At 64.2% G+C, this 19,733-nt stretch carries 18 protein-coding genes; 11 read left to right on the forward strand and 7 right to left on the reverse strand.

Features of this window, described 5'->3' with window-relative positions; translation table 11 throughout:
* Nucleotides 1–148 precede the first annotated feature (148 nt).
* Complete coding sequence (gene dacB / locus REH34_RS10515; RefSeq protein WP_311971598.1) at nt 149–1,597, reverse strand: D-alanyl-D-alanine carboxypeptidase/D-alanyl-D-alanine-endopeptidase; 1,449 nt, start codon at nt 1,595–1,597, stop codon at nt 149–151.
* Between the two features lie 11 nt (nt 1,598–1,608).
* Nucleotides 1,609–2,514, reverse strand: a complete 906-nt coding sequence (locus REH34_RS10520; protein ID WP_311971600.1) for a DMT family transporter — start codon at nt 2,512–2,514, stop codon at nt 1,609–1,611.
* Nucleotides 2,515–2,664: 150 nt separating this feature from the next.
* Here REH34_RS10520 and REH34_RS10525 point away from each other — a divergent pair, with 150 nt between their 5' ends.
* The 5 genes from REH34_RS10525 to REH34_RS10545 all read left to right on the forward strand — a co-directional run bounded on the left by REH34_RS10525 (nt 2,665) and on the right by REH34_RS10545 (nt 9,903).
* Entirely contained in the window at nt 2,665–3,543 is an 879-nt protein-coding gene (locus tag REH34_RS10525; RefSeq protein ID WP_311971601.1) for an AraC family transcriptional regulator, read from the forward strand.
* A 268-nt stretch (nt 3,544–3,811) separates the two neighbouring features.
* Entirely contained in the window at nt 3,812–5,758 is a 1,947-nt protein-coding gene (locus REH34_RS10530; protein WP_311971602.1) for a protease modulator HflK, read from the forward strand.
* Between the two features lie 10 nt (nt 5,759–5,768).
* Nucleotides 5,769–6,848 (forward strand): protease modulator HflC, encoded by a 1,080-nt coding sequence (locus REH34_RS10535; RefSeq protein WP_311971603.1) that lies wholly within the window; start codon nt 5,769–5,771, stop codon nt 6,846–6,848.
* Nucleotides 6,845–7,900, forward strand: a complete 1,056-nt coding sequence (locus REH34_RS10540) for a protease modulator HflK (RefSeq protein ID WP_311971604.1) — start codon at nt 6,845–6,847, stop codon at nt 7,898–7,900. The genes REH34_RS10535 and REH34_RS10540 overlap by 4 nt, the downstream gene beginning before the upstream one ends.
* Nucleotides 7,897–9,903, forward strand: coding sequence for a heavy metal translocating P-type ATPase (locus REH34_RS10545; protein ID WP_409373276.1), 2,007 nt, complete (start codon nt 7,897–7,899; stop codon nt 9,901–9,903). The genes REH34_RS10540 and REH34_RS10545 overlap by 4 nt, the downstream gene beginning before the upstream one ends.
* A gap of 40 nt (nt 9,904–9,943) precedes the next feature.
* On the opposite strand, the gene REH34_RS10550 is transcribed toward REH34_RS10545, so the two are convergent.
* From REH34_RS10550 to REH34_RS10560, 3 genes are read right to left on the reverse strand one after another with little or no spacing between them, the layout of a single operon-like run.
* Nucleotides 9,944–10,270, reverse strand: a complete 327-nt coding sequence (locus REH34_RS10550) for a DUF3325 domain-containing protein (RefSeq protein ID WP_311971605.1) — start codon at nt 10,268–10,270, stop codon at nt 9,944–9,946.
* Complete coding sequence (locus REH34_RS10555; protein WP_311971606.1) at nt 10,267–11,847, reverse strand: PepSY-associated TM helix domain-containing protein; 1,581 nt, start codon at nt 11,845–11,847, stop codon at nt 10,267–10,269. Before REH34_RS10555 ends, REH34_RS10550 begins: the two co-directional genes overlap by 4 nt.
* Complete coding sequence (locus REH34_RS10560) at nt 11,844–12,149, reverse strand: DUF3649 domain-containing protein (protein ID WP_311971607.1); 306 nt, start codon at nt 12,147–12,149, stop codon at nt 11,844–11,846. The genes REH34_RS10555 and REH34_RS10560 overlap by 4 nt, the downstream gene beginning before the upstream one ends.
* Before the next feature lie 218 nt (nt 12,150–12,367).
* Between REH34_RS10560 and REH34_RS10565 the strand changes: the two genes are divergently transcribed.
* From REH34_RS10565 to REH34_RS10585, 5 genes are all read left to right on the forward strand, one after another.
* Complete coding sequence (locus REH34_RS10565) at nt 12,368–12,871, forward strand: sigma-70 family RNA polymerase sigma factor (RefSeq protein ID WP_311971608.1); 504 nt, start codon at nt 12,368–12,370, stop codon at nt 12,869–12,871.
* An 8-nt stretch (nt 12,872–12,879) separates the two neighbouring features.
* A complete protein-coding gene (locus REH34_RS10570) occupies nt 12,880–13,836 on the forward strand; it encodes a FecR family protein (protein ID WP_311971609.1) in 957 nt (318 codons plus the stop codon).
* A gap of 113 nt (nt 13,837–13,949) precedes the next feature.
* Nucleotides 13,950–16,304 (forward strand): TonB-dependent Fe(3+) dicitrate receptor FecA, encoded by a 2,355-nt coding sequence (gene fecA / locus REH34_RS10575; protein WP_311971610.1) that lies wholly within the window; start codon nt 13,950–13,952, stop codon nt 16,302–16,304.
* Between the two features lie 144 nt (nt 16,305–16,448).
* Nucleotides 16,449–16,856 carry an HPF/RaiA family ribosome-associated protein gene (locus tag REH34_RS10580; protein ID WP_226502980.1) on the forward strand — a complete coding sequence of 136 codons (408 nt, stop codon included), beginning with the start codon at nt 16,449–16,451 and terminating at the stop codon, nt 16,854–16,856.
* A 251-nt stretch (nt 16,857–17,107) separates the two neighbouring features.
* Nucleotides 17,108–17,431 carry a DUF3509 domain-containing protein gene (locus REH34_RS10585; protein WP_226502979.1) on the forward strand — a complete coding sequence of 108 codons (324 nt, stop codon included), beginning with the start codon at nt 17,108–17,110 and terminating at the stop codon, nt 17,429–17,431.
* 130 nt (nt 17,432–17,561) lie between these two features.
* Here REH34_RS10585 and REH34_RS10590 read toward each other — a convergent pair whose 3' ends face one another.
* A complete protein-coding gene (locus REH34_RS10590; RefSeq protein ID WP_311971611.1) occupies nt 17,562–18,008 on the reverse strand; it encodes a phosphate-starvation-inducible PsiE family protein in 447 nt (148 codons plus the stop codon).
* A 273-nt stretch (nt 18,009–18,281) separates the two neighbouring features.
* On the opposite strand from REH34_RS10590, the gene REH34_RS10595 reads away from it, so the two are divergent.
* A complete protein-coding gene (locus tag REH34_RS10595) occupies nt 18,282–18,548 on the forward strand; it encodes a YebG family protein (RefSeq protein ID WP_311971612.1) in 267 nt (88 codons plus the stop codon).
* A gap of 95 nt (nt 18,549–18,643) precedes the next feature.
* Here REH34_RS10595 and REH34_RS10600 read toward each other — a convergent pair whose 3' ends face one another.
* Entirely contained in the window at nt 18,644–19,666 is a 1,023-nt protein-coding gene (locus REH34_RS10600) for a Glu/Leu/Phe/Val dehydrogenase dimerization domain-containing protein (protein ID WP_226502976.1), read from the reverse strand.
* Nucleotides 19,667–19,733 lie beyond the last annotated feature (67 nt).

The following is a 19,733-nucleotide window of genomic DNA, read 5'->3' on the forward strand; positions in this document are numbered from 1 at the left end:
ACCCGAAACCAATATAAGAAATTTTTGAAGCGATGTATGCCTAGTAGATCTGACAGGTTCTGATTTCCTAGAAAGCAGATATCGCCAACGGCCTATCTTCCAGCGGATACTGTTCGCGAGAGCAGATATAAAATCACTCGAGACAACTTCAATCCCCACTGACCAGCAACGCGCGCACCACCTGATCCTCAAGCCGCTTCACACGCCCCTCTGAACTCAGGAAGTTGTTGCTGACCATCGACACCACCAGCAACCGACCCTCCCCCGTCGTCACATACCCCGTCAACGATGACACCGAACCCATCGAGCCCGTCTTGGCATGCAGATTGTTCTGCGCCGCTGTGCCTTTCAACCGATTGCGCAGGGTACCGCCGGTCTGCCGATCACCGGTGCCAGCAATCGGCAGGGCGTCATACCAGGCGGGGAACCACGGCTGACGGCGAGCCGCGATCAGCACGTCGGTGAAGGTCTGCGACGAGATCAGGTTGCGCCGCGACAGGCCGGAGCCGTCGAACTGGCGCAGTTGCTCGGCGTCGATGCCCTGGCTCGAGAGAAACCCTGAGGCCGCCACGATCCCGGCTTCGGCCGTGCCTGCATGGGCGGTCTGCTGACCCATGCTCTTGAGCAGCACCTCGGCGATGCCGTTGTTGGACTGCTTGAGCAACGGCTTGATCAGCTCGGCCAGCGGCATCGAGCGATGCTGCGCCAGCAACGACGCGCTCGGCGGGGTCACGACACCCAGGCGCGTCTGGCCTTGCACGACGATGCCCTGCTCGGCCAGCGCCTGGCGGAACACGTCGGCCACCAGCGCGGTGGGTTCCCAGACACTCAGCCAGCGACTGTCCACCGCCCCCGGCGCCAGGCTGCCGCTGACGTCAATACGATTGCTGCCGTGCTCGCGCTCGACCGTGAAGGCGCCAGTGCCGCCATGGTCGATCACTTGCACCAGCGCATTGGCGGGTTCGACCAACAGACCAGGGCGAGCCGCGCCTCTAGCCGTGGCGGTCAAGCGCACCGAACCAACGTTGTAGTGATCATCCAGCGCGATGTTCAACGCCGAAATCTGCGCGGCATAGGGCTCGCTTTCGTCATCGTTGGCCCATTCGGTGCCCAGGCGGCGAGCGTCGAACCAGGTGTCGTCCAGCAGCAGATCGCCACGCACCGTGCGTACGCCGCTGCGGGCCAGCGCGGCCGCCAGCTCGCGGTAGTCGGCGGGGGTCATGGTCGGGTCGCCGGTACCGCGCAGGTACAGATTGCCGTTCAACACGCCGGCACTCGGCAGCGAATTGCTGCGCAGCTCGGTGGCGAAGCGATAATCGGCACCCAGCACGCTCATGGCCGCAGCCGAGGTCAGCAGTTTCAGGCTCGAAGCCGGTACCCCTCGGCGCCGAGGCTCATGCTGGTAAAGCATCTTGCCGTTGCTGGCATCGCGCACCGTCAACGACACCTGCGCGCCGTCCAGCGCGGGGTCTGCCAGCACGCTGTCGATCTGTTCTCGCCAGGGCTTGCCGGCCTGATCGGTCGTGTTCGGAGTATTGCTACAGGCGCTCAGCAACAGCACTAAAGCCATTGCACACGCGCGGTTGATCCAGTTCATCGGTGCCTGCGTCAGCCATTCATGTGCGCCGACTTTAACAGCACTGGCGGGCGCGGCTTGCGGAAAACCATGACATTTCCTGACATCACCAGCACCAGCCCAAGCAACGCCGGGGACGTCCACACATAGCCCTCCATAACCGCCGAAATGTTCAACGCCACCAGCGGGAACAGTACCGTGCAATAGGCCGCACGCTCAGGGCCCATGCGCCCGACAAGGGTGAGATAGGCGGTAAAACCGATGACCGAGCCGGGGATGACCAGATACATCAGCGCGCCGACATAGCGCGTGCTCCAGTCCATGGCGAAGGGAATATCGCGCAGCAGGCAGTACAGTCCCAGCATCGTTGCGCCATAGAGCATGCCCCACGCGTTGGTGGTCAGCGGCCGCAAGCCCGCCTTTTGTTGCAGGCTGGAGAGCAGGTTGCCGGCCGAGAAACACAAGGTGCCGAACAGGGCCAGGCCCAGGCCAAGCAGGGTCTGCGCGCTGGCCGGATGACTGCTCAGCTCGGGCCAGAACAACAGCCCCAGCCCCGCCAGCCCCAGCAGACCACCGGCCAGCACGTTGCGGGCGATTGGCTGACCAAAGAGCAACCGCGCATTGAGCGCATTCCACAGGCTGGCGGTGGAAAACACCACGGCGATCAGGCCCGTCGGCACCCACTGGCTGGCCGTCAGAAAACACATGAAGTTGACGCAGAACAAGCACAGCCCCTGGGCCAGGCAGATCAGATGCCCGCGGCGGTTCATCGGCTGCAGTCGGCGGCTGACCAGCAAAATGGCGAACAGGATCAGTGCAGCGAGGGCAAAGCGGTAGACGATCGAGACCGGGATGGCGACTACGCCCAGTTGCAACTTGAGGGCGATCCAGGTGGTACCCCAGATGACCACGGTGAGCAGGTACAAGGCGAGATTCATGGCGGCAGGGCTCCTTTGTCAGGTCGCCAGTGTCGGGCTCGCACCTGGGTTGGTGCTTTCACAATCTTGCGCATTTGTTCCCCAGGAGGATGGCAACGGGGCTCGCTGGCAGTAGGATGGGCACTCGAACCCACAGCCGCGCCGAACACCATGCTCCCACTCGCCCACCTTCAGGTTTTTCAGGCCCTGCATGGCTCCAGCAGCGCGCGGCTGGAGCACTGTGCCGAGCTCGGCGACGGCATGGTCGCAGCGCTGTGGAGCAACCGCCACGACGCCCAGCGCTACGAGGGCCCCAGCCACCACACGCTGTCGTGCTACATGGCCGGCGGCACCGGCACCTTCCGCCGCGATCGCCCGGATCGCAAAGGCAGCCCCGACAAACTCTGTGTGCTGCCGGCCGGGCACGACTCGCAGTGGGTCATCAACGGTGAGCTGCGCCTGGCGCACCTGTATTTCGGCGAGGCGCAGTTCGCCCACGGCTGCGTCACCCTGCTGGACCGTGAACCGCGCGAGCTGCAACTGCGCGAGAGCACCTTCCTCGACGATCCACTGCAGGCGGCACGTTTCCATCACCTGACCCGCCTGAATTGGCAAGAACCCGGCGAGCGGATACTGACCAGCAGCCTGGCCCACGAAATGCTCGGGCACATGCTGCTGACCCAGGTGGGCATTCGAGATGGCCTGCGCCTCAAGGGTGGCCTGGCGGCGCATCAGCGTCGGCGCCTGGTGGAGTTCATCGATGCGCACCTGGCCGAGCCGTTGAGCCTGGGTACGCTGGCACAGCTGTGCAACCTGTCCGAATACCACTTCGCGCGGATGTTCCGCAGCAGCTTCGGTATGCCGCCCCATCAATACGTGCTGGCGCGGCGACTGCACCGGGCAAGGCAGTTGCTGCAGGGCACCGGCCTGCCACTGGGCGAGGTGGCGCTGGCCTGTGGATTCGCCAGTGCCAGCCACTTCGCTCATCGGTTTGGGCAGACGGTCAAGGTCAAGCCGGGGCAGTATCGCCTGGCCATGGCAGACAGATAGGGCCCCTTCGCGGGCAAGCCTTGCTCCCACAAGTGGACGCCGCTGGGTCTGCCAAGGCTGTGGGAGCAAGGCTTGCCCGCGAAGACGCCAGTAGCCTCCATACAGCCTCGACTGACCGGCTCGATAAATGAAATTTTGATGTAATACTCAGTAACCTAATCGATCTCTTCAAGAGCATCGTTATACTGTTACACCCCTGACTCAACGTCTCCTTGGCCGACAAGGCCTCGCTCGGCAGGCATTTGCGCTAATAAGGCCCTTTTATTCAATGCGTATCGATCTAGACGCCGACGACATTCACCCTGACAGCCTGCCGCGATTCCAGAGTGCTACGGCGCAGAGCAGCCGCTTGCTGCGCCTGAGTCAGGTGCTGATCGGCCTGGCAGGCCTGGCGCTGGTGCTGGCCTTTTTGATCGACCTGTTCTCGCCGACCTCGATCTGGCCGGCGGTACTCACCAACAACGCCGCCACCGCATTCATCGTGCTGGCCGGGCTGCAGAGCGCGCGACAAATCGCCCAGTGGCGCGCTGACGCTATCGGCGCCGATCCCGAATTGCCGGTGGCCGACCTCCCTGACCAGGTGCCCGAAGGCGGTTGGTACGAGCGCCTGCTGGAACGCTTTGGCGACGTTGGCAAGCGCACCTTCGCGCAGATCGGGGCACCCACGCTATGGCTCGCGGGCTGGGGCCTGCTGGCATTGGCAAGCCTCTATCAAGTATGGGAACTGACCTTGCCAGCGGCCGCAGCGACCGCAGCCAGCAACCTCGGTGCCGGGCTGTTGCTGCTGCTGGCGTTCGGGCTGTTGGTGTTCGAGCGCCAATTGACCCAGCAGGCCAGCGAGCAATGGCCCGAAGCTCGCGCCCTGGCGCAGCTGCTGCGAGCCTTGCTGGCCACGCTGCTGCTCAGCGCCCTGGCGGTATTTTTGCGCAACGCCGAGGCCGTCTGGCCGGTGCGCCTGGCGGTGCTGATCGGCCTGTTGCCCGGGCTGATGGCCGTCGAGCTGCTGATTCGCGCCATTGCCTCACTGTTCAGCCCGCGTCAGCCTCGCCTGGAACCGCGCCTGCTGGGCGAAAGCCTGACCGCCAACCTGCTGCGCTGGCCGCCGCAGCCGCTGCAAGCCTTGCAGGATGAACTGCGCAACCGCTTCGGTATCGACCTGCGGCAAGTCTGGGCCTTCACCTACATGCGCCGCGCCTTCTGGCCGGTGCTGATGGTGATCGCAGTGATTGGCTGGGCCCTGACCGGTGTGCGCGAAGTACCGGTCGATGGCCGCGGCATCTACGAGCGTTTCGGCGAGCCGGTCATGGTGTTCAGCCCTGGCCTGCATCTGGGCCTGCCGTGGCCGTTCGGGCAAGTGATCGCGGCCGAAAACGGCCAGGTGCATGAGCTTGCCACCAGCGTCGAGGCCGGAGCCAGCGCCCCGGTGACAGTCGCCGCCGAGGGCCCGGCCCCAGAGAGCGCCGACCGCCTGTGGGACGGCACCCATTTCAATGATAAATCCCAGGTGATCGCCAGCAGTCAGGGCGGTCAGCAGGGCTTTCAGATCGTCAACCTGGATGTGCGTTTCGTCTACCGTATCGGCCTGGACGACCACCAGGTGCTGGCCGCGACCTACCACAACGCCGATATTCCCGGGCTGATCAGCAGCACCGCCAACCGCGTATTGGTGCATGCCTTCGCCAGCCGCACGCTGGACGAACTGCTCGGCGAACAGCGCAACGACCTGGGCGCGCAAATTGGCGCGGCGGTCCAGCACGACCTGCAGCAACTGGACAGCGGCGTCGAGATCCTCGCCACCGTGGTCGAGGCCATTCACCCGCCCGCCGGCGCCGCCAATGCCTACCACGGCGTGCAGGCCGCGCAGATCGCCGCGCAGGCGCTGATCTCCCGCGAGCGCGGCGCCGCCAGCCAGCAGCGCAACGAAGCGCAGTTGCAAGCCAGCACCCTGCAAGACAACGCCAATGCCGGTGCCCGCGAAGTCAACGCCCAGGCGCTGGCCGCCGATCGGCGCTTCAGTGCCGAGCAGCAGGCCTTCGCCAGTGCCGGCCAGGCCTTTTTGCTGGAGCAGTACCTGAGCCAGCTGAGCCTGGGCCTGGTCAACGCCAAGCTGCTGGTGGTCGACCACCGACTGGGTGCCGGCCAGGCGCCTACCCTTGATCTGCGCACATTCGCCTTGCCGGTCGACCCCGTGTCGTCACCCAAGACCGCCCCTTAGGAGTCATCCCTTGAGCTCGCTGCATTCTCACGATCACCATGACCACGGCGGCCACGACCACAGCGGCCACGCCGGCCATGGACACGGCCACGGCCACGGCCACGGTCATCACCACCATCATCACGGCGGCGATCCGGTGTCCGGTGCCGCGCTGTGGCGCCGCATGATCCTGGCTCTGGTACTGGTGCTGTTCGCTATTGCGGCCGCCAGCCTGGTGCAGGTGCATTCCGGCGAGGCCACCGTGGTCACCCGCTTCGGCGATCCGGCGCGGGTGCTGCTCAAGCCAGGCCTGAACTGGCGCTGGCCGGCACCGTTCGAGGCCAGCATCCCGGTGGATCTGCGCCTGCGCACCACCTCCAGCGGCCTGCAGGATGTCGGTACCCGCGACGGCCTGCGGATCATCGTGCAGGCGTATGTGGCCTGGCAGGTGCAGGGCGATGACGACAACGTCAAACGCTTCATGCGCGCTGTGCAGAACCAGCCGGACGAAGCCGCGCGGCAGATCCGCACCTTCATCGGCTCGGCGCTGGAAACCACTGCCAGCAGTTTCGATCTGTCGAGCCTGATCAATACCGATGCCAGCCAAGTGCGCATCGCCGAGTTCGAAACCCAGCTGCGCCAGCAGATCAGCCAGCAATTACTCGCCACCTATGGCGTGCGTGTGGCCCAGGTCGGCATCGAGCGCCTGACCCTGCCCTCGGTGACCCTCAACGCCACCGTCGACCGCATGCGTGCCGAGCGCGAGACCATCGCCACCGAGCGCACCGCGATCGGCAAACGCGAGGCGGCGCAGATTCGCTCCGGCGCCGAACGCGATGCGCGCATGCTGCAAGCCGACGCCAGCGTCAAAGCTGCAGATATCGAAGCGCAGTCGCGGGTCGACGCCGCCAAGATCTACGGCCAGGCCTATGCCCGCGCGCCGCAGCTCTACAGCTTGCTGCGCTCGCTCGACACCCTCGGCACCGTGGTGACGCCGGGCACGCGCCTGGTGCTGCGTACCGATGCGGCGCCGTTCCGGGTGCTGGTCGACGGGCCGCCAACGCTCGACAAGCCAACGCAGGATAAAAAGCCTTCCGGTACGCAGCCATGAGCGATGACGCCCTCGCCCCTCGCGACGCCAGCCCGTGGCAACAGGCCGGGCGCCTGACGTTCCTGGCACTGTATGGCGTCACCCTCGTGGCCGCGCTGGCCTGGGCCACCTCGAACATCCGCGAAATCGCCCCGCAGAACCGCGCGGTGGTACTGCGCATGGGCGCCCTCGATCGCGTGCAGAATGCCGGCCTGCTGCTGGCCTGGCCCCAGCCGTTCGAACAAGTGGTGCTGCTACCTGCCGCCGACCGCGTGATCGAACGCCGTATCGAGCCCTTGCTGCGCTCCGCCGAGGCGCTCAAGGCTGAACGCATGGCCACTTTTGGCGACCCGCTGAGCGACGCACTGGCCGGTTCGGGCTATCTACTGACCGGTGATGCCGGCGTGGTGCAACTGGACGTGCGCGCCTATTTCAAGGTCAACGATGCTTACGCCTACGTGCTGCAAGGCGAACACGTGCTGCCCGCCCTGGACCGCGTGGTGACTCGCAGCGCCGTGGCCCTCAGCGCCGCCCGCGACCTGGACACCATCCTCGTCGCCCGCCCGGAACTGATCGGTAGCGACAGCCAGGCCGCCGAGCGCCGCGAACGTTTGCGCGGCGACCTGGTGCAAGGCATCAACGCGCAACTCGACAAGCTCAAGGATGAAGGCCTGAGCCTGGGCATCCGCGTCGACCGGGTGGATGTGCAATCGAGCCTGCCGACCCCGGCCGTCGCCGCCTTCAACGCCGTGCTGACCGCCAGCCAGCAGGCCGATCAGGCCGTGGCCAACGCCCGCACCGATGCCGCCAAGACCACCCAGGCAGCCACCCAGCAAGCCGACCGCACCCTGCAAGTGGCCCACGCTCAGGCCAGTGAACGGCTGGCCACGGCCCAGGCGCAGACCGCGACCATCGACAGCCTGGCGCAAGCCAACCCCGCCGCCACCGACCCGGACCTACTGCTGCGCCTGTACCGCGAACGCATCCCGGCCATCCTCCATCAAGCCGGCTCGGTGACCACGGTCGACCCGGCCGACAGCGACCACCTGATCCTCCAGGGAGCCGATCGATGACAGCTCACTCTCACGACCCTGCAGCAGCCGAGAGCCACGCTCATGATCACGCACCTGCAGAGGCACTCGACCCCAGCCTGCTGACGCGCGCCGAACAGCGCAGCGCCGCACGCCAGTTGACCTTGGCCATGCTTGCCCTCGGTCTGCTGGCGCTGGGTCTGCTGTGGCGCTGGTACGACCCGCTGCAAAGTGGCGTCAGCCAGATTCTGCTCGGCGTCGCCTCGCTGCTGGTGGCCGTGCCGGTGCTGCGGTCGGCCTGGTACAGCCTGCGCTACCCCAGCCTGCATGGCATCACCGATCAGCTGATCGCCCTGGCGCTGATCGCCGCCTGGACCACCGGCGACCTGATGACCGCCGCCCTGCTACCGATCATCATGATCTTCGGCCACGTGCTCGAAGAACGCAGCGTGATCGGCTCCCAGGAAGCCATCCACGCCCTCGGCAAACTGACCCACAGCAACGCCCGCCAATTGCTGCCCGACGGCTCGGTGCGCGAGATCGACAACAGCCAACTGCAGCCCGGCGACATCGTTGAAGTCCGCGCCGGCGATCGCCTGCCCGCTGACGGTGTGGTGCTGTCCGGCCAGGCCAGCCTCGATACCGCGCCGATCACTGGTGAGTCGGTGCCGGTCGAAGCCAGCGTCGGCGTGCAGGTCTTCGGGGGCGCAATCAACCTCGACGGGCTGCTGCGCGTCGAAGTGACCCGCACCGGTAGCGACTCGACGCTGGGCAAAGTCATCGCCCTGATGCAGAACGCCGAGCGATCAAAGCCGCCGATCACCCGCGTGCTGGAGCGCTATGCAGGGAGTTATCTGATTCTGGTGTTGATGATCGCCGCCGTGACCTGGTTCGTCACCCACGATGCCCAGGCGATGCTGGCGGTGCTGGTGGCAGCGTGCCCCTGCGCGCTGGTGCTGTCGGCGCCGGCCACCGCCATCGCCGGCATCGCCGTGGCGGCGCGCCATGGCATTTTGATCCGCAGTTCGGCGTTCCTCGAAGAGCTGGCCGACCTGACCTCGCTGGTGGTGGACAAGACCGGCACGCTGACCTACGGCTCGCTGCGCCTGCAAGACCTTGAGCTCACCGAGGCGGCACAGGAGATAGTCGGCCCCGACGCCGACGCTATACCGCCTGGCATCGCTGCTGGCCAGTTTCAGGTCATGCGCCTGGCAGCCAGCCTTGGTGCGGCCAGCAGCCATCCGGTCAGCCGTGCCTTGGCCACTCTGGTGCCCAAGGCGCACTGGCTGGCGCTCGAAGACCTGCACGAGCGCCAGGGCCTGGGCGTGGTCGCGCAGACCGCGCAAGGCACGGCGGCACTGGGACGCGCCGAGTTGTTCGCGCAGTTGGGTATCGATCTGCCGCCCGTGCCGGACCATGGCGGCCCGATTGCCGGACTGGCCCTCAACGGACGGTTTCTGGGCTGGCTGAAACTGGCCGACAGCATCAAGCCGGAGGCGCGTCTGGCGCTGAGCGAATTGCGCGAACTGGGCCTGGGTCGGCAAGTGCTGCTCACTGGCGACCGCCAGCGGGTCGCCAGCGAAGTGGCGCAGGTGGTGGGCATCAGCGACGTGGTTGCCCAGGCCCTGCCCGAAGACAAGCTTGACCGTGTTACCGCCGAGATCGGCAAGGGCTTCCGGCCCATGGTGGTAGGCGACGGCATCAACGATTCGCTGGCGCTCAAGGCCGGGGTGGTCGGTGTGGCCATGGGCGCAGGCGGTGCGGATATCGCCCTGGCCTCTGCCGACATCGTGCTGATCGGCTCGGACCTGCGGCGCCTGGGCACCTGCGTGCGCCTGAGCCGTCGTTGCCGGCACACCTTGCACGTTAATGTGGTGATCGGCCTGGGCTGGACCCTGGCCATCGTCGCACTGGCGGCCTTCGGCTTGCTGGGCGCGGCGGGGGCGATGATCGCGGCGGTGCTGCACAACCTCAGCACCTTGCTGGTGCTGGGCAATGCCGGGCGGTTGCTGAGGTTTCAGGAGCCGTTGGCAAAGCTGGAGTAGTTTGCGCAGGTCTGCAAGGGGCAGTGCCAGGCTTGGGAGCCTAGGTCAGGCCGAGCGCCGCCAACGGGCTGACCAGCAGGCTGGCGGCGGCGATGCCCAGCGCCAGGCGCGGCTGATACGGTATCAACCACACCAGCAACACCGCGCTGGCCATCATCCCGGCCGTCCAGTTGACCAGGCCCATGGCCCAGCCAGCATCACTCACGGCAGCGGCCAAGGCCAGCCCCAGCAGCAGCCATCCTGCTCCCGTCAGCGCCCTGCGCTGCAGCGCACCAGGCTTGCGCCTGAGCAACTCGCCATGGTGCTTGTCCATCGCCAGGCACAGGGCCGTGAACCCCGCATACGACAACAACACTGCCGGAATCATCGACCGCCCTCGCTTTCCAGCACCGCTTCGGCTTCCCGCTGCGCCGGCTTGCGCTTGGCCACGGCGGCTTTTTTCATCAACTTGCGGCCCGTCCACAGCAAAAACAGTGCGGCGGCGAAGGCGGTCAGGTCGACCCCGGCCATGGCCCAGTCGCCACTCGCTATCGAGCGCAGCAGGCCGTGATCGGTGGTCAGGGCGCTCACCAGCGGTATCGCTGCCAGCAGCGCCGCTGCCGTCATTAATTGCTCGATCCAGGCCTGACGACCGCGGCGAAACAGAGCGTGCAGCAGCGACAGCAACCAGGCCCCGAAGAACACGCGTATTTCCCAGTCGCTACGGGCCTCCAGCGCCACCGGCAGCAGCCGGTTGGCCAACAGGAATCCCGGGACCGCCCACAGCAGCCCCGCCATGCTCGCCAGGTTGAGCACTTCCACCAGGCGCAATTCGAAAGGCTGCACGCCGGACTTGGCATGTTTGAGCTGGCGTTTGTTGAGCCACATCACCAAGCCGGTGCCGATCAGCACGGTGCCGCCGATACCGCCGAAGAAATACAGCCAGCGCAGCAATGGGCCGGCGAAGTGGCCCATGTGCAAGCCGTAGAAGCCGCCGCCGATCAGCATCGGCACCGGGATCGCGCGCGGCGTACTCAGCACTGCGCCGGTCTGAGCGTTCAGGACCAAATTGTTGCCATAGTTGTAAGCGACGCTTTCGCTGTCGTCACGGGTGAATTCGATGGTCGGGGCGCTGTCTTTCGGGCGCTCCAGCTCGACCCGGCTGATACGGGTATCGGGCCATTGCTGGCGGGCCTTGTCGTAAAGCTCGGTGAGCGGCATCAGTGGCGTGTTTTCGCCAGTGGCCGCCGCTGGCGCGACGCTGGGGAATACATCACTGAAGAAGCCCTTGGAGTCGCCGTGATAGCTGGTCATGATGCTGGCCGGCATGATCATGCTCATGAAGATCACCAGGCTGCTATAGCTGATCATCAGATGGAACGGCAAGATCAGCACGCCGATCGCGTTATGCCCGTCGAGCCACGAACGCTGGGCCTTGCCGGGGCGGAAGGTGAAGAATTCCTTGAAGATCTTCTTGTGAGTGATGATGCCGCTGACCAGAGTGAAGAACATCACGAAGGCCGCGATGCTGGCCAGCCAGCGGCCCCACGGGTAGCCCATCTGCAATTCGAAGTGGAAGCGATAGAAAAACTCGCCGCCGCGGCTCTCGCGGGTTTCTTGCTTGAGGCCGGTCTGTGGGTCGACCATCGCCCGGGTGAAGCTGCCACGGCCGGTCTTTTGCGGATCCTTGTACATGACCCCCAGCACCGGATCGCGATGATTCGGCAGGGCGATATACACACTCGGCGAATCCGCCGCGTGGGCGTCGATGAAGGTCTGCGCGCTGGCAAGGCTCGCGCGGGTATCGAGTGCGCGCACGGGGATTTCAGGGTGCGCCCAGTGCGTGATTTCCTCCTGAAAATAGGCCAGCGTGCCGGTCAGCCAGATGGCGAACAGCAGCCAGCCGAACACCAGCCCCGCCCAAGTGTGCAGCCAGGCCATGGATTGCCGTAGTCCTTCCTTCATGGCGTGTTCATCCAGTACAGGGCGCTATCGGCGACGGCCAGTAGCAGGCCCGGCAGCGCGATGCCCGCCCATGCCCGCCAGGCGCTGCGGCAGGCGAAGCACCAGAGCACCACGATCAGATAGACGACAAAGGCCAGCATCATGCTGCTGACCACGGCTTCAGGACGCGTCAGTGGCAAGGTCCAGGCCAGGCAGATGCTCGCCAGCGCTGCAAGCACGTAGCCGCCCAGCGCCGCTGCGACGATGCGCGAGGCCACCGCAAGGCGGTAACTGACGGGCACACCGTTAAGTTTACTGGCCATCTCGGCCCCCTTTGGGAATGGCGCGCGCATCCGCTGCACGGCAAAAAAACAGGCGCCAAGTCTAATGATAAATATTCTCATACGCAAAGGCCGTTTACGGCTTCGTCGTGCGGTACTTGCTGACCGGCTAAGACGATCGATTGCTGAATTTCCTGAACAAAGATTACAATGCGAACAATTCTTATTCTTTAACGCATGCTGCGCGTCGGAGATCCGCCTTGTCGCACCCCAGCTCAGACGCTTCTTCGACGGTCGAAGGCCTGTACGTCGCTCATCAGAGCTGGCTGACCGGCTGGCTGCGGCATCGCCTGGGCTGCCCGCACTCGGCAGCCGACCTCGCCCAGGACACCTTCGTGCGCCTGCTGACGGCGCGGGAAACCCCGCCTCTGCGCGAGCCGCGGGCGTTTCTGACGACGGTCGCCAAGCGCGTGCTGTTCAACCACTACCGTCGCCAGGATCTCGAGCGCGCCTATCATCAGGCGCTCGCACAGCTGCCCGAAGCGTTGGTGCCGTCCGAGGAATACCGGGCGATCATCCTGCAGACCCTGACCGAACTCGACGAATTGCTCGACGACCTGCCGGTAGCGGTCAAGCGCGCGTTTTTGCTGGCGCAGGTCGACGGCTTGAGCTACGGCGAAATCGCCAGCGAGCTGAACATCAGTATTGCCACGGTCAAGCGGCACCTCGGCAAAGCCGCCCTGCGCTGCTATTTCGCCCTGTGAGAGCGCCAATGAACGCAGCGTCTCGCGGCTTTTCCAGCCATGTCGCCGAGCAGGCCGTGCACTGGTTGGTGGAATTGCAGGAAGGCGCCACCGACAGCCAGCGCCAGCAGGCCTGGCAGCGCTGGCTGGAGGCCGACGCCGAGCACCGCCGCGCGTGGGAGCATATTCAGCAGATCAATCTGCGTTTGCGCGGGGTGCCCGGACCATTGGCCCATGCCACCCTCAAGGCACCGCCTTCGGCAGCCCGGCGCCGCGCACTCAAGGCCCTGCTGGTGCTGGGCGTGGCCAGCGCAACCGGGTTGGGCTTGCGCCAGCAGCAAGTGTTGCCGCCCTTGCTGGCCGATTACCGCAGCCCCTTCGGCGAGCGCCGGCAGATGCCGCTGGATGACGGTTCGCAGTTGCACTTGAACACCGCCAGCGCGGTGGACGTGCACTTCGATGGCCAGCGCCGGCTGATCCACTTGCTCGAAGGCCAGCTGCTGTTGAGTGTCGCGCCCGATCCGCGGCCGTTGTACATCACCACGGCGCAGGGTGTGATCCGTCCACAGCAGGGCCGCATTGACGTCCGCCAACTGGCCGGGCAAACCCAGGTCGCGGTTTTCGAGGGGGCGGCCAATGTCAGCCCGCAGGCTCTGCGCGGTTATCCATTGGTGCTGCAGCGCGGCCGTCAAACGCGGTTCAGCCACCAGCAGTGGTCGCCGCCAGTGGTGACCGATGCCAACGGCGGCGCCTGGATCGACGGCATGCTGGTCGCCGCCAGCATGCGCCTGGGCGATTTCATCGAGGAAATGAGCCGTTATCGCCGCGGGCATGTGCAGTGCGATCCGCGGGTTGCCGATTTGAGGATTTCCGGCAGCTATCCGCTGGACGACACCGACCGCATTCTTGATCTGCTGACCGTTGCGCTGCCGTTGCAGATCACGCGGCGCACGCGCTACTGGGTCAGTGTCGAAGCGCGGGTTTGAGGGCGGATTCAAGGGCCTCAACGAATTTTTTTGCACCCGCATGAGCCGATTTGCCGATCTCGCGTGACAGAGAGGGTAACTCCCCCCTACACCGCCCTCATACAGGTTCTGCGATGTCATTCACGCCCACTCCGATCGCCCGTTCACTGCGTTGCCTGTTGCTGGGCGCGAGCCTCAGTTTGAGCGGCCTGCCGCTCGCCCACGGCGCGCAAACGCCGACCCGCAGCTACCACATCGCGCCCAGTTCGCTGGAAAGCGCCCTGAATCAATTCGGCCGGGAAACCGGCGTGTTGATCTCCTTCGCGTCCGACAGCGTCGGCGGTCTGCAAAGCCCCGGCCTGGAAGGGGAATTCAGCGTCGAACAGGGGCTGCAACGGCTGCTGCAAGGCACTGGCCTGCAAGCCAAGGCGTCCGGCGCCAATGCCTACAGTCTCGAAAAAGCCCCCGGCGCGGCTGCCACGGTCAATGCCCCTATCGAGCTGGGCGCCTCCACGGTCGTCGGCGACTGGCTGGGCCAGGCCGACCAGACCAACGTCTTCGAACATCCGGGTGCACGCGACGTGGTTCGCCGAGAGTCCTTCGAACGCAGCGGTGCGACCAGCGCCCGCGAAGTCCTCAATCGCATCCCTGGGGTCAACGCGCCGCTCAACAACGGTACCGGCAGCCATGACATGGCGCTGAACTTCGGTATCCGCGGCCTCAATCCACGTCTGGCGACCCGCTCCACCGTGTTGATGGACGGCATCCCGGTGCCGTTCGCACCCTACGGTCAGCCGCAGTTGTCATTCGCGCCGGTGAGCATGGGCAACATGGACGCCGTCGATGTGGTGCGCGGCGGCGGCGCGGTGCGTTACGGCCCGCAGAACGTCGGCGGCATCGTCAACTTCGTGACCCGCGCCATTCCCGACGAGCCGACCCTCAAGGGCGGCCTGCAGACCGAAACCGCGCCGTCCTCCAGCCACGACGGTTTCAAGACCACCGGCAATCTGATGGCCGGCGGCACCAACGCCAACGGCCTGGGCGGCGCGATCCTCTACTCCGGGGTGCGCGGCGGCGACTGGCGCGAACACAGCGACACGCAGATCGACGACCTGATCCTCAAGGGCAACTATCAGATCGACGAGGCCAACAGCGTGCACGCCATGGCCCAGTACTACGAGGGCGAAGCGGACATGCCCGGCGGCCTGAGCAGTGCGGCCTACAAGGACGATCCCTACCAGTCCACACGCCTGAAAGACAAGTTCTGGGGCCGTCGCACGTTGTTCAACGTCGGCTATCGCTACCAGCAGGATGCTCGCGAGTTCACCGTCAACAGCTTCTTCACCAACACCCTGCGCAGCGGCTACCTCGATCAGGGCACGTTCATGTCGCTGTCGCCACGCGAATACTGGGTACGCGGGGTCGAGACCCACTTCTCTCAGGGTTTCGCCCTCGGTGACAGCTGGAACGAGGTAGGCGTGGGCTATCGCTATATCAGCGAAGCCGGCCACGAATTACGCTATCGCGAGTCCATCGCCTCGGGCCTGATGCCCAGCACCGACAGCCGCAACGACCGAGATACCCGCGGCTCGACCGAAGCCCATGCGTTTTTCATCGATGACCGCATCGACATCGGCAAGTGGACGTTCACCCCCGGCATTCGCTACGAGATGATCGACTCGCAGCAGACCAATCTGCTCACCCGCGCCAAGTACTCCGGCAGCTACAACACGCCGCTGCCGGCACTCAACGTGATGTATCACCTGACCGACAGCTGGAATCTGTACGCCAATACCGAGGGGTCGTTCGGCAGCGTGCAGTACAGCCAGATGCCCAACCGCGTCACCAGCGGCGAAGTCAAACCCGAGAAAGCCCGCACCTGGGAGCTGGGAACTCGCTATGACGACGGGCGCATCAAGGCCGAACTGGGCGCCTTCCTGATCGACTTCGACAATCAGTACGACAGCAACCAGACCAACGACACCGTCATCGCGCGCGGCAAGACCCGCCACCAGGGCATCGAGAGCAGCATCAACTACGCGCTGGATGGCTTGAGCCCGGCGCTGGCCGGTTACGAGGTGTATGCCACCTACGCCTATGTAGACGCGACTATCCGCGAAGCGGGGGTCAACCACGGCAATCGCGTGCCGTTCTCGTCAAAACATAAAGGCACCCTGGGCGTGTCTTATACCGAGGGCCCGTGGAAGCTCAACGTCGATGGCGAGTACCAGAGCAGCCAGTTCGCCGACAACGAGAATACCGTGGCTGAAAGTGCCGACGGCAGCACCGGGCGAATCCCCGGATACGTGTTGTTCAATGGCCGCGCGGGCTACGATTTCGGCCCGCAGTTATCGAACCTGAACGTCGCCGTGGGGGTCAAGAATGTGTTCAACCACGAGTACTTCACGCGCTCGTACGACGACAACAACAAGGGCAAGTACGTAGGGCAGCCGCGAACCGTCTATCTCCAGACTTCTGTGGCTTTCTGAAACGTTCACTAATTATTTATTTAGTTCTGGGGGTTGAATTCCAACTCCCGGTGCCTGACCTTGTAATCAAGAGCGGATGGAAATACCCGCGTTTCGCGATGGTCCATCCGACTTCTTGCGAGCTAGCTGAATAAGGGCTGAACTATGCAAATCCAAGTCAATAGCGACAACCATATCGAGAGCAGCATCCGACTGGAGGAGTGGGTAAGAACCACAGTAGAAAGCACGCTGGAACGCTACGAGGAAGACCTCACCCGTATTGAAGTCCATCTCAGCGACGAGAACGGCGACAAGGCCGGTCCGCAGGACAAACGCTGCCAGATGGAAGCACGGCCCAAGGGCCACCAACCGATTTCCGTGACCCACAAGGCGCCCACCCTGGACCTGGCTGTGGACGGCGCGGCGGTCAAGCTCGATCACGCACTGGAGCACCTGTTCGGCAAACTTCGCCAGCGGCGCGCATCCGCTCCCGGCACCTCGACCGAGGGCAGCGAAGCCGACGCTCTGCTTGAAGAGGAATTCCTCGAGAAAGAGCAATTACGCAATAGTTGATTGGTTGATTGATTGTCCACACAAAAAAGGTGAGCCAAGGGCTCGCCTTTTTTTATGACCGTCAATCGATTGTCTGACAAAACCGGCATGGCCCTTGCTTTATCACTACTGTTACAAACGACGCTTGACGTACATCTCGAAGTCAAATTGCCAGCAAGGAGCAGAGGACCCACCAGTGGTCTGGCGCGGCGAACTAATCGTGATCACGCCCAGTCAATAAGTGCAGTCTTGAACAGATCAGGTGAAACGCCATGGACAATCCCTTTCAAAGTATCAGTGACGCGTTTCAACCTCAGTATCGGGTCAATCTGAGCATCGAGCGCCTCGACGGCAGCATCATGTTGACGCTGTCCAACGAAACCGGGGTGGTCGCCAAGCGCATGATCAGTGCCGCCCAGCGCAACGATCCCAAGCGCCTGAAACGTCTGATCGAGAGCGTGCAATTCGGCATCGCTATCGAGCAGGGTGACAGCGCCATGGCCATCCTCGCCGCCATGACCGATCGCGACAGCCCCGCGCTGTTGCCCAAGCCCGACAAGGGCTGGAACCGATCCGCCAACCTCGCCGGACTTTGATTCATCACCTGCCAACACCCGGTTCCCGACCGGGTTTGGAAAATCCCCAATCCTATCGACCGCACCACTTAGGCCCACGCATGGGCGCTCTGGGTGGCGATGGTGCGCAGTGTCTTCGCGGACGCGCTGATCAGCTCTCTGCCTTCTCCTTGACCGATGGGTAACGCGCCGATGCGTAGCGCACCACCAGGATCGAAAACGCCAGCAACAAAATCCCGCCGCACAGATAGATGATGCCCAGATCCGGTGGATTGTGGTGCGAGACATCGCCAATCAGCAGGCGTGTCAACGCAGTGATGGCGACGTAGAGCAAAAAGCGGATGGGCATGTGGTTGGTCTTGAAATAGATCCCGGTCATCGCCCCCAGCTCCAGGTAGATGAACAGCAGCAGGATGTCGTCTACCGATACACTGCCCTTCTCGAGCATGCCGACAAACGTCGCCACTGCTGCATAGGCGGTAATTGCGCCGATCCCGAACAAGGCCAGGTAGTGGAATGCCTCCACGCACAGATTGCCCAGGGAATCGGCCTGCGAATGCAGGGTCTTGCGCAGCCTGTCGGCCCATTTCATTTCCATCGATCACACCTCGGTAGCTGAGAAGACCCTGATACGGCGTCGCGCCGTGAGGCAGAGTACGGGACGAACATGACCCTTCCATGCAGAAAAAAGGCCATTGCGTTCAATAAGATGGTTGTCGGCGATGCTTAGGCACGTGGCGTGATGTCGCTGGGCTGCTATAAACCTCGCAGGCCAGAGCTATTGCTCTGCCTGACTTTTAACTGTATAAATACACAGTACTTGACGAGGCAGCTTCGCCTCCCTCACTGCAACTGACGACGAGGCCAAACAATGGCTGTTGAAACCCTGTATCGCAGCACCCGAGACCTGGAGACGACATTCGTGGATCGTAAACTCGCCGATGCACACGACCAAATGCTCGAGCTGGCTGAATCCCTGACCGAAGTCTTGCTCAAGAATGTCCCGGGACTTTCGGAAAAAAATGCCGAAGATGCCAGTATCTACATGGCCAAGAATCGCGCGGTATTCGCCGCCGCCTTCAAAAACAACGCCAGCGCGCTGGCCGAACTGGGTGCCGAGAACGCTGCCGAGGAGTAATCGGCGCCGTGTTGCGGCCGCGTGAGGGCTTTTTTGGGGGGCAGCCCCTTCGCTACAGGGGATTGGTGTAACGAGGAGGCTTGGCCCCGACAACGTCAAGCCCCGTACACCAAGCGCTCCGCCAGCAACTCGGCGACTCGCGCCGGTGAGCGCTTCTCGGCCTGTGCATGGGCGAAGATCTCGGTCAGGCGCGTGCTGATCCCGGCCAGGCGCTGAGTAATGCTGCCAAGGGCGTCGCCTTGATGCTTGAGGGTGACGTAGATCAATCCTCCTGCGTTGATGACGTAGTCCGGAGCGTAAAGTATCCCCCGCGCTTCCAACTGATCGGCGACGTTCAAGGTGGTCAGTTGGGTGTTGGCGGCACCGGCAATGGCGGCGCAGCGCAGCTGACCGACGCTTTGCCCGGTCAGAATGCCACCCAGCCCGCAAGGCGCGAAAATATCGCAGGGGGTCGACAGCAAAGCTTCCGCCGCCACCGGGCGGGCGCCCCATTGCTCCATCGCCAATTGTACCCGGCCTTGGTCGAGATCACTGACCAGCAGCTCCACACCCGCCGCATGCAACTGCTCGCCCAGGGCATAGCCGACTTTCCCCAGCCCTTGTATCGCTACCCGCAAACCGTGCAGGTCATCAGTGCCCAAGCGCGCCATGGCCGTGCTGCGGATGCCGGCGAACACCCCCATGGCCGTATGTGGCGCGGGGTCGCCGGCAGCGGAGGTGCTGGTGACGTATTGGGTGGTCTGGGCGATGCAGTCCATATCCGCCGTTGAAGTACCGCTGTCGATGGCGGTCACATAGCGGCCTTGCAGCCCCTCGATGAAACGCCCGAACGCCTCGAACAGCAGCGCGCGATTTTCCACATGGGGGCTGCGGATGATCACGGCCTTGCCGCCGCCCACCTGCAAGCCCGCCAGCGCCGCCTTGTAGCTCATCCCTTGGGCGAGGCGTATGGCATCGCCCATGGCGCTCTCGTCGTCGGGGTACGCCAGGTAGCGACAACCGCCAATGGCGGGGCCGGCGCTGCTGTTGTGAATGGCGATGACGGCGCGCAACCCGGTGGGCTGGTCGTAGGCCAGGTGCACGGACTCGGTACGGGTGCTTTGCATCAGCGCGAACATCGGCGAGCTCCGGTTTTTTGTTATCGGATGAGTATAGGAGCCCGCCGTTGCCATGCAGAAAGATTCA

It is taken from the genome of Pseudomonas baltica, from assembly GCF_031880315.1.
Taxonomy (GTDB): domain Bacteria; phylum Pseudomonadota; class Gammaproteobacteria; order Pseudomonadales; family Pseudomonadaceae; genus Aquipseudomonas.

Coding starts and splice junctions, on each gene's coding strand:
- dacB (WP_311971598.1), bottom strand. CDS start 1,597: ATGAACTGGATCAACCGCGCGTGTGCAATGGCTTTAGTGCTGTTGCTG.
- REH34_RS10520 (WP_311971600.1), bottom strand. CDS start 2,514: ATGAATCTCGCCTTGTACCTGCTCACCGTGGTCATCTGGGGTACCACC.
- REH34_RS10525 (WP_311971601.1), top strand. CDS start 2,665: ATGCTCCCACTCGCCCACCTTCAGGTTTTTCAGGCCCTGCATGGCTCC.
- REH34_RS10530 (WP_311971602.1), top strand. CDS start 3,812: ATGCGTATCGATCTAGACGCCGACGACATTCACCCTGACAGCCTGCCG.
- REH34_RS10540 (WP_311971604.1), top strand. CDS start 6,845: ATGAGCGATGACGCCCTCGCCCCTCGCGACGCCAGCCCGTGGCAACAG.
- REH34_RS10545 (WP_409373276.1), top strand. CDS start 7,897: ATGACAGCTCACTCTCACGACCCTGCAGCAGCCGAGAGCCACGCTCAT.
- REH34_RS10550 (WP_311971605.1), bottom strand. CDS start 10,270: ATGATTCCGGCAGTGTTGTTGTCGTATGCGGGGTTCACGGCCCTGTGC.
- REH34_RS10555 (WP_311971606.1), bottom strand. CDS start 11,847: ATGAAGGAAGGACTACGGCAATCCATGGCCTGGCTGCACACTTGGGCG.
- REH34_RS10560 (WP_311971607.1), bottom strand. CDS start 12,149: ATGGCCAGTAAACTTAACGGTGTGCCCGTCAGTTACCGCCTTGCGGTG.
- REH34_RS10570 (WP_311971609.1), top strand. CDS start 12,880: ATGAACGCAGCGTCTCGCGGCTTTTCCAGCCATGTCGCCGAGCAGGCC.
- fecA (WP_311971610.1), top strand. CDS start 13,950: ATGTCATTCACGCCCACTCCGATCGCCCGTTCACTGCGTTGCCTGTTG.
- REH34_RS10580 (WP_226502980.1), top strand. CDS start 16,449: ATGCAAATCCAAGTCAATAGCGACAACCATATCGAGAGCAGCATCCGA.
- REH34_RS10585 (WP_226502979.1), top strand. CDS start 17,108: ATGGACAATCCCTTTCAAAGTATCAGTGACGCGTTTCAACCTCAGTAT.
- REH34_RS10590 (WP_311971611.1), bottom strand. CDS start 18,008: ATGGAAATGAAATGGGCCGACAGGCTGCGCAAGACCCTGCATTCGCAG.
- REH34_RS10595 (WP_311971612.1), top strand. CDS start 18,282: ATGGCTGTTGAAACCCTGTATCGCAGCACCCGAGACCTGGAGACGACA.
- REH34_RS10600 (WP_226502976.1), bottom strand. CDS start 19,666: ATGTTCGCGCTGATGCAAAGCACCCGTACCGAGTCCGTGCACCTGGCC.